General features: G+C 68.8%; 7 protein-coding genes and 2 pseudogenes. 4 read left to right on the top strand and 5 right to left on the bottom strand.

Translation table 11 applies throughout. The features are described from left to right. Positions 1–237: 237 nt before the first annotated feature. A pseudogene (locus tag AB0E14_RS38655) lies at positions 238–394 on the top strand (HNH endonuclease); the annotation flags it as partial. 141 nt (positions 395–535) lie between these two features. On the opposite strand, the gene AB0E14_RS38650 reads toward AB0E14_RS38655, so the two are convergent. The 4 genes from AB0E14_RS38650 to AB0E14_RS38635 form a co-directional block, all read right to left on the bottom strand. Continuing rightward, complete coding sequence (locus AB0E14_RS38650; protein ID WP_362429911.1) at positions 536–1,699, bottom strand: cysteine desulfurase family protein; 1,164 nt, start codon at positions 1,697–1,699, stop codon at positions 536–538. Beyond that, positions 1,696–2,547: a hypothetical protein gene (locus AB0E14_RS38645; RefSeq protein WP_362429908.1), complete on the bottom strand. Its 852-nt coding sequence runs from the start codon at positions 2,545–2,547 to the stop codon at positions 1,696–1,698. The genes AB0E14_RS38650 and AB0E14_RS38645 overlap by 4 nt, the downstream gene beginning before the upstream one ends. A 115-nt stretch (positions 2,548–2,662) precedes the next feature. After that, complete coding sequence (locus AB0E14_RS38640) at positions 2,663–3,283, bottom strand: hypothetical protein (RefSeq protein ID WP_362429905.1); 621 nt, start codon at positions 3,281–3,283, stop codon at positions 2,663–2,665. Between the two features lie 5 nt (positions 3,284–3,288). After that, positions 3,289–3,846 (bottom strand): hypothetical protein, encoded by a 558-nt coding sequence (locus AB0E14_RS38635; RefSeq protein WP_362429902.1) that lies wholly within the window; start codon positions 3,844–3,846, stop codon positions 3,289–3,291. A 207-nt stretch (positions 3,847–4,053) separates the two neighbouring features. On the opposite strand from AB0E14_RS38635, the gene AB0E14_RS38630 reads away from it, so the two are divergent. After that, entirely contained in the window at positions 4,054–5,124 is a 1,071-nt protein-coding gene (locus AB0E14_RS38630; protein ID WP_362429899.1) for a LysR family transcriptional regulator, read from the top strand. 21 nt (positions 5,125–5,145) lie between these two features. Next, positions 5,146–6,489 (top strand): methyltransferase domain-containing protein, encoded by a 1,344-nt coding sequence (locus AB0E14_RS38625; RefSeq protein WP_362429895.1) that lies wholly within the window; start codon positions 5,146–5,148, stop codon positions 6,487–6,489. Positions 6,490–6,618: 129 nt separating this feature from the next. On the opposite strand, the gene AB0E14_RS38620 is transcribed toward AB0E14_RS38625, so the two are convergent. Beyond that, positions 6,619–6,945, bottom strand: coding sequence for a nucleoside triphosphate pyrophosphohydrolase (locus tag AB0E14_RS38620; RefSeq protein ID WP_362429892.1), 327 nt, complete (start codon positions 6,943–6,945; stop codon positions 6,619–6,621). A gap of 328 nt (positions 6,946–7,273) precedes the next feature. Here AB0E14_RS38620 and AB0E14_RS38615 point away from each other — a divergent pair. Then, positions 7,274–7,735: pseudogene (locus tag AB0E14_RS38615) on the top strand (IS5 family transposase); the annotation flags it as partial. Positions 7,736–8,036 lie beyond the last annotated feature (301 nt).

The raw sequence follows: 8,036 nt of genomic DNA, 5'->3' as shown, positions 1-8,036 counted from the left end.
GGCGAGTAGACCTTCATCACCATAAAAGATGCCTCCTACCCGGCCCCTACCGGGACCGGGCTCAGAGGTGTCCACCACTCGGGGACAGGTCCCACTTGCCGTGGGCCCCTGGAACCTTGTTCTGGGGCCCACGAGCTCATGGACGCATGGGGGAATGCCTCGCCGGTTCTAGCGGCCGCTCCGCCCTCTGCACTTTCTGTCAGTTCCGGACACCATGCTGTCGCCAGCGGGAAGTGAGTGTCGTATTACGACGGCCAGGAGGTGACCGATGCGGCCAAGCTCGACATCGACCCACATGGCCCCGCTCGCCGAAGCCTGGGACTCGGGAGCCTCGGCATGGACGCCTCAGCGCCGAGAGACGCACGCCAACGACAAGGACGCGGATGTCTCCCTCAACGTGCACCCCAGAAGTGAGGATCGCGCTCGCCTTCCACCCCGCGCGCAGCTGCGCGAGCGGCAGGGACGTCTGCTTGGGCGGGCGGGTCTTACGGGCGGCCATCTGGTTCAGCCTGGCGCGAGCCCGCTCGGATGGCGGTCAGGTTGGGTTGGCGGGCGCCTGCGTCAGAGTGTTCGCGGTGCGGGTGATTATGTCGGCGGCTTGGTCGATGTCGGTGTGGGTGGTGGTGCGGCCGATGCTGAGCCGGAGGGTCGCGCGGGCCTGGTCGCGGGTGAGGCCGATCGCTGTGAGTACGTGTGAAGGGTCGCCGTTTCCCGTGTTGCAGGCCGAGCCGGTGGAGGCGGCGATGCCAGGGAGGCGGTCGAGGAGGTCTGTGGCCTCGATGCCGGGGAGGGTGAGGCTGAGGTTCCCAGGCAGTCGCATTTGCGGGTGACCGTTGATGATGGTGCCCGGGATCGTGGTTAAGAGGCGGTCCTGGAGCCGGTCGCGCAGGGCTCGGATGCGGGTCGGGGGCGGGACGGCGTCGGTGGTGATGAGGTGGGCGGCGGCGCCGAAGCCGACGATGGCTGGGACGTTGGGGGTACCGGCTCGCAGTCCGTGTTCTTGTCCGCCGCCGGTCTGCTGGGCGGTGATGCGGGTGCCGCCGCGGATGTAGAGGGCGCCGACACCCTTGGGGCCGTAGAGCTTGTGGGCGGACAGGGAGGCAAGGTCGACGCCGAGTTCGGCAACGTCGAGGAGTCCGCTGCCGGCGCTCTGAGCGGCGTCGGTGTGCAGGACGATGCCGCGCGGGGCGGTGATCTCGGCGATGGACGCGAGCCGTTGTAGGGTGCCGATCTCGTTGTTGGCGTGCATCACGGACACGAGGACGGTGTTCGGGGTGAGGACGGCGGCGATGTCGGCGGGGTGGACCCGGCCGTACCCGTCGACACCGACACGGGTGAGGGTGTAGCCGTGATGGTCGACGAGCCGCTGGCAGGCGGCGAGGACGGCCTTGTGCTCGATCGCGGTGGTGACGATGTGCCCGCCGTGCAGGCGGATGGCCAAGGCCGCGCCAAGGATCGCGAGATGGTTGGCCTCGGTGGCGCCGGAGGTGAAGACGATCTCCAGCTCACTCTTGGCGCCGACCAGGTCGGTGACCTCGCGGCGGGCGGTGCGGATCGCCCGCGCGGCGGTGCGTCCGCAGGCGTGCGGGCTAGAGGGGTTGCCGTACTCACTGGTGAAGAACGGCAGCATTGTTCCCAGAACGCGTTCGTCGAGCGGGGTAGTGGCCTGGTGATCGAGGTAGATCGGTGGGGTGTTCATGCGGCGCGCTCCTCGCGTCGCGCGGCGTTCGGTGCCGTCGCGGCGTACTTGCGTTCGCCGTCGACCAGGTCCCAGTAGATAGTGCGGGGCTCCTCGAAGACGGAGAACGCCGTGGCCAGGCAGTGCCAGTTCCGGTTCGGCTGGGACCGGGCGAGGAAGAAGGCGTCCTCGAACAGCCGGCGGGCGTGTTTGGCCAGGGCCTCGCGTGTCGGCTGCGATCTGAACAGGTGCAGGTAGCCGCGCTGCCGCAGCCAGGCCTCGGCATGCTCGGGGCCGGCCTCGCCGTCAAGGTGGCCGCCGTCGGTGAGGGTCTGGGAGGCGAGCCGCTCAAGGCGGCGGGTGCGGCGGGCGCCCTCGCCGCCGGGGCAATGGTCGTCGGTGATCTTCCACTCGTGCCAGCGGGGCGGCTGGTAGTGGGCGAAGTCGACGTCGTCGAGGTGAGCGGTGATCTGCGGGGGGATCTGCCTGCGGGTCAGGTCCGCGACGTCGTAGCCAGGCCCGAGGGCCTCCAGGGTCAGCGAACCGGGGCGCCCGGGACTGGGCCGGTCCATGCGGACCAGAACGGTGAGGCGGTTGGTGAAGCGGTTGGTGGGCTCCGCGAGGATCACCGCCCGCCCGGCGGCCAGCAGCCCGGCGGCCCTCGGTCCGATCTCCTCGAGCGGGAAGGTATTGCCGCCGCGGTAGTACTGCTTCTTCTCCACCCCGCCGTCCGAGCGGATCATCAGCGTCTCGGTACCGGTGGCAGCGGCCAGAGCGTGGGCGGCGGCGCGGAGAGCGGCCGGGCTGTCGCCAGGTTGGATGAGGCAGGCGTTGAGCACGGGCAGCTTCAGCGAGTGCAGCAGAGCCATAGTCTGCCACTTCGGCCAGCGCCGGTCCTTGGCCGCCGTTTCCACTTCGGCGGCGGCAAGTGCGTGTAACGGGCGGGGCAGGGACATCTCCATCGTGTCGTCTCCCCTTCTCGATTCAGGCGGCATCCGCGAGGTGCAGGTCGGCGGTCAGCTCGGCCAGGGTGCGGTCACGGTTCTCGGTGAACGGGTAGTCGCGCCAGTCGTAGAAGGCGCCGATGCCGAACTGGTTCGCGCAGACCCGGCGTACGAACTGCCGGGCGAAGCCGGCCGAGGGCCAGTAGTAGTGCTCGCCGGGCCGCGGGGAGAGGTAGAGGTAGGAGCCCTCCGCAGCCTCCGGGAGGGCTGTCATCGAGGTGAGCCGCAGGCCCGGCCCGCCGGTCTCCTCGTAGGCGGCGGTGATTGCGTCCGGGTTGAGGACGGGGATCAGGTGCAGGTGGCAGTGGCTGCAGCAGGAGGCGCCAAGTTCGCAGTCACGCGGGCCGTGTTCGGCCAGGATCACTGGCCCGTAGCGGGCCTGGATCAGCGTGCGCATCTGTTCGGTCTCTGTGGCGACCCGCTCCAGGTCGGCGGGGGTGATGTCGGCGGCGGCGTCCAGGTGCTGAAGGGGCATGAACAGGCAGTAGCCCGGGGTGAGTGAGCCGATGGTCGGCAGCAGCACCCAGCCGCCGGCGGTCTCGGTGATGATCCGGGTCGTGCTCTCGCGTGGGGTGAACTCGGTGCAGAACTGGCAGTCCATCACGATCACCTCTGACTCGGGTTGGTGGGGAACTCGTCGGCGTATCGGCTCTTCAGGTCGGACTCGCGGCCGTAGAAGGGGTGGGATGCGGCATCGTCGGAGCGGGGGCTGTCCAGGGCGAAGACGAGCAGGCGGCCCAGCGGCATGGCGTGGTGCAGACGCAGGACGGCGGGGCCAGTGTTGACCAGCTCCAGGGTGAGGTGCCCGTTCCAGCCGGGCAGCACGAACGGGCTGGTGACGTGGACGGCCAGGCCGACGCGGGCCAGGTGGCTCAGCCCGCCGATGATGCCCATCAGTCCGGCGCCGAGCCGCAGGGGCTGTTCGACCGAGCCCAGCAGCATCTCGCCGGGCAGCATCTCGTAGCTCGTCCAGTCGGTGACCGGGTCGCCGTAGAGGTCGTCGATGCTCGCCTGGTCGGCCAGGTCGATCACCTGCGTGCTCGGCGCGGTCAGCGGTTGCAACGGCGAGCCGAGCGTCAACAGTAGTCCGTCGCTGCGGAGTTGGCCCGGCCATTCCAGAGCTTCCTGTTTGATCAGCCAGGTGATCGACTCGGCTGAGAGCATGACTCACCCCCGTGTTTGGGCAGCGCTGTGGTCATCGCCTTTCGGATCGAAGGCGGCTGCTGAAATGTTCCCCGGGATACTCCGCGATATCCATATGTCCGGTTGGACATTTATAGGTTTTCTCGGGATGAAATGCGGAGAAGTTCAGTTCTGCTGGCCGCGCGGACAGTGCAGCCTGGGTGAGGCCGCGTCAGGGAAGGGGGCGTCATGGTGCCGTCGTTGCCGTCTGGGCCGTTGAAGGTGCCGGGGCCGGAGGGGTTCCGCACCGATCTGATCTCGTGTTCCCCGGATCTTCTGGATCTGACGTGGGACCAGTTGCGCACGCTGATCGTGGTGCGGGAGGCGGGGACCGCGCTGGCCGCGGCCAAGGTGCTGGGGCGCGAGCAGTCCAGCGTGCAGAAGCAGCTCGATATCCTCAACCGCAACTTCCAGGCCCTGACCGGTGAGTTGCTGGTGGTCAAGCAGGGCCGGGGCCGGGATTTCCTGTTCACCCCGACCGGGCTGGAGGTCGTCGAGCGAGCGCGGGCGACGTTCGCAGACTGGCTGCAGGGGATAGCTGATTCCCGTCGCCGGCTCGGCTCGACGTTGACGGTGGGAACGACGGAGTTCACCTTGGGCTTCCTGGGTCGGGTGTGGGAGCGGGTCGCCCCACAGCTGCTGGAGCGGGAGGTTGAGCTGAAGGTCGTGCATGTGCGGACCCGCGACTTCTGGAAGCGTCTGGACTCCAACCAGGTCGACCTGCTGTGCGGCGGGCTCGCGGCCGACGCCGCCGCCGAGCGTGTCGCCCCCGAGTACGACTTCCTCGAATGGCATCGCGAGGGCCTTGCCCTGCTGACGAACCTACCGGTGCGTGAGCTCGCGGCCAGGGCTGTCGGGGTCGACCGGCTGCGGGGTCTGCCGCTGGTGATCCCCTCGCGCGGAGTGATCACGGACTTCGTCGAACGGTGGTATGGGCCCGACTTCCGCTCGCATCTGCAGATCGTCGCCGAGATCGACGACATCTACTACGGACTCGCACTGCTGCGGTCCCGCATGACCTACGGGTGCATGCTGTGTGCCCGCTCCATCGGCGAGGCCGCCGTCGACGGGCGGCTGCCCACAGGTGAGGACTTCCGGCTCATCGACTTCGCCGACGACTTCGCCCCCATGCTCCAGCTGGTCTCCGGCGTCTTCGCCCGCAAGGGAGAACGCGAGACGTATGGCGCCTCCCACCCGTTGAACGTCCTGTGGGACGCCTTCCGTGACGAGGCCGCCTCCGGCAGGCCCCTGCCCCTGTAATCCCCGCTCTGGAGGACCCTCGTGCTGCTGGCCTCGGTCAACCTCAACAAGCGTCTCGGTGCCTCCGGCGCCCGCGCGAACCTCGCCGCCTGGCTGCGCGAGCACGGCGTGAAGATCGTGCTCGCGCAGGAGCCGTTCAAGCCCGCCGACCGGACGCCGCCGACTCTAGGAGGCTTCGCCTTCGCCGGCGGGGACGGGCACATGGCCGCCTGGGTCAGCGAGGATCTCGCCCCGCCAGCTGCCCTGTCCTCACCGGCCCCATGGGTGCAGCGGGTCGAGTTGGAGTGGCTTGTCGTCCTCCAGGTGCATCTCGACGCCTATGCCGGTGCCTCCCGGGCCGCCCAACTGGCCGAGCTCGCCGTGATGGCGAGCATTGAGCAGGGGCGCCCGCTGCTGGTCTGCGGCGATTTCAACCTCGCCCCCCGCCCTACGGACGGCCTGTTCGGAGAGGAGACCAGCACCTTCACCACCGAGGCCGAACGACAGGCTCTGCACCAGTTGACGCGGGCCGCGGGCCTGATCGACACCACCGCCGGCGAGGCGCCCGTCTTCACCTTCGAGCGGATCTTTAATGGCAAGCCCAGCCGCTTCCGCTGCGATCTCGCCCTGCTCAGCGACCATCTAAGTCCGACGGCCACCGTCATCGCGGACGCCTCGGTGCGAAGCGGTCCGGCGGCGTTCACCGACCACTCCGCGCTCCTGATCGACCTGCCTCTGACCCTGCAGGCGTCCGAGCCAGAGGACGTCCTCTTCGCACTGAGCGAGCTGACCGGCGCCGGGCCCGCTGCCGCCCCAGCCAGGCGGGAGTATCAGCCCCACAAGACCGCGATGAACCGCCAGGCGCCCTCCCCGGCCTCCCGGGCGGTGACCGAGCACCTGACCGGTCCGCTAGGCGTCCGAAGCGTCCTGGACCACGGCTGCGGCCGGGGCGCCGACGTCGCCCACTACCGCTCGGCGGGTCTGGAGGCCGAAGGCTTCGACCCGCACGGCGGCTTCGGCTGGCCCCGCCCCGAGCGGACGGGGTTCGACCTGGTCACCTCGATGTTTGTCCTCAACGTGCTGCCCGACCCATGGCAGCGGATCCAGGCCCTCAAGGACGCGGCATCCTTCGCCCGCCCCGGCGGGCACGTCGTGGTGGTCACCCGCTCGCCGGAGGAGATCACCAAGGCCGCCGCAGACGGCGGCTGGAGCGTCCATCACGACGGATTCTGGTCCAGCCAGGCCAAGGGGACCTTCCAGCGCGGCATCACGCCGGGCGAGATCACCGCTCTCGCTCGCCAGGCCGGGCTCCAGCCAACCCAGGGAACCCCGGTGCTACAGCTGCCCGGTGTCTGCCATGCCGTCCTGACCAAACCGACGGCGTAGCACGCACCAGCAAACGTCCCCAGCCGCCCTGCGGCCTTTGCTCACGAAGCCGCGTACCAAGAAGGTACTCAGTGGCGTACGACGTTGCGCACAAAGCGATTCATCGAAGAGCGGCCGAAGCAGCCGCGGTCAGCGGTTGCCGGTCCAGACGATCCGGTCCGCGAAGCCGCCGCGTTCACTCGCCTTGACCTCGCGGATCTTCTCCAGCTGTCCCGCGTCGACCCCCAGGTCCGCGGCGAGCGCGTGCACGACCTCCAGCACGTCCGCGAGCTCCTCTGGTGCACTTGCGTCGTCGGCCTCCAAAAACTCGGCGACCTCCTCGCCGAGCTTGTCCCGCAGGCGGTTGCGGTACTCCTCCGGGCCCGCGACGTAGGTGACCGGCTCAGCCCCGCCCTCTCGAATGATCTGCGGAATCGAGTCCCGCACCAACTTGCCGTACTCGCTCTTGCGGTTCACCGGTTGTTCTCCCGCACCAATCAACGCGAGGCGGGCCCCGATGGCCGCCCCTTCATGCCGAGGCAGCCTAGGCAAACCGCCTCACCACTCGCCATGCGAACCGCCATTCCCACCCGTACGGGTCCAGGATGATTAGAGTCGCCATGAGCTCGGCACGCTCATCGCCCAGCACAACGGACTCGATCTCTCCCGGCTGCCGACGGGCCTGCGCGCCGACAGCACAATGCCCGGCGCCCTCGACGTCCGCCTCAACAGCCAGGCAACGCAGCAGATCCTGCGGACCACACGGCGCAGCGCCCGGCAGTTCTGCACCGTGCCCGGCCCTGAAAAAGGGGACCTGACAGGTCCGAATCCTGTCGACCGCGGCAAGTACGGCTCGAAGATCCACCTGATCACGGAACGGTCGGGTCTGCCCATATCCGTCGGCATCTCCGGGGCCAACCTGCATAACAGCCAGGCCCTGATACCGCTCGTGAAGGGCATCCCCCCGATCCGCTCGCGCAGTGGCCGACGACGGCGCAAGCCCGGCAAACTCCACGCCGACAAGGGCTACGACTACGCCCACCTGCGGCGATGGTTACGCGAGCGTGGCATCACCCACCGCATCGCCCGCAAGGGAGTCGAGTCCCCGCAGCGGCTGGGCCGCCACCGCTGGACCGTGGAACGCACCATGGCCTGGCTCGCCGGCTGCCGCCGCCTCCACCGACGCTACGAACGCAAGGCTGAACGCTTCCTCGCCTTCACCAGCATCGCCTGCACCCTCATCTGCTACCGCAGACTCACCAAATGAGATGACCTCTCAAGCGGAGTCCTGCCCCGTAGGGGCGCAGGTTGATGTTCAGTGTTCCACCGGGCGGGAGGAGCGTTTTCCGGGGCGCGACTGGCGGGCTTAGCCGGGCAGGTCCTCCACGGTGACGTTGAGGAGATCGCACGAAGCGGTCACCGTCCGGAATATGGGACCGGCGCACTGGTTGGTCACACCGCGGCGGGAGTGCCTTAGACCGTGTCCTATGTGGTGAGGCGGACGAGTCGCTTGTAGCAGCAGATGGCTGCGGCGAGGCCGAGGAAGGCCAGGTAGTTGCGGGGGTGGC

The organism is Streptomyces sp. NPDC047981, assembly GCF_040653315.1.
Lineage (GTDB): Bacteria > Actinomycetota > Actinomycetes > Streptomycetales > Streptomycetaceae > Streptomyces.
This window is presented reverse-complemented; position numbering and strand designations above follow the sequence as displayed.